This is a genomic window from Exiguobacterium sp. s130 (assembly GCF_018619055.1).
Classification (GTDB): domain Bacteria; phylum Bacillota; class Bacilli; order Exiguobacteriales; family Exiguobacteriaceae; genus Exiguobacterium_A.
Genome location: NZ_JACSNI010000019.1, coordinates 1 through 397, shown reverse-complemented (window position 1 = coordinate 397; position 397 = coordinate 1). Strand labels below are relative to the sequence as shown.

Sequence of the window (397 nt, the reverse complement as noted above, 5' to 3'; positions counted from 1 at the left end):
AGGTAGCCGTATCGGAAGGTGCGGCTGGATCACCTCCTTTCTAAGGAAAACGTCCCTTACGGGACATGCCCATCGTTCAGTTTTGAGAGTCTAATTCTCTCTAGTCATGGAATGGGCCTATAGCTCAGCCGGTTAGAGCGCACGCCTGATAAGCGTGAGGTCGGTGGTTCGAGTCCACTTAGGCCCACCATTTCCATTATAATTTCATTCCTGGGGCCTTAGCTCAGCTGGGAGAGCGCCTGCCTTGCACGCAGGAGGTCAGCGGTTCGATCCCGCTAGGCTCCATTTGTCTTGTCCTTTGGATAAGGCACTCGCACCTTGAAAACTGAAGACATCAACAAGACATCAAACTTTTAATTAACCATGTCATTTAAGACGTGTGTTCTTAGAATACCAA

General features: G+C 49.4%; 2 tRNA genes. Both read left to right on the top strand.

Annotated features, from left to right (window positions below):
* Positions 1 to 113 precede the first annotated feature (113 nt).
* Positions 114 to 190: transfer RNA gene (locus HZS85_RS16635), tRNA-Ile, on the top strand.
* Between the two features lie 22 nt (positions 191 to 212).
* Positions 213 to 285: transfer RNA gene (locus tag HZS85_RS16630), tRNA-Ala, on the top strand.
* The last annotated feature ends 112 nt before the right edge of the window (positions 286 to 397 follow it).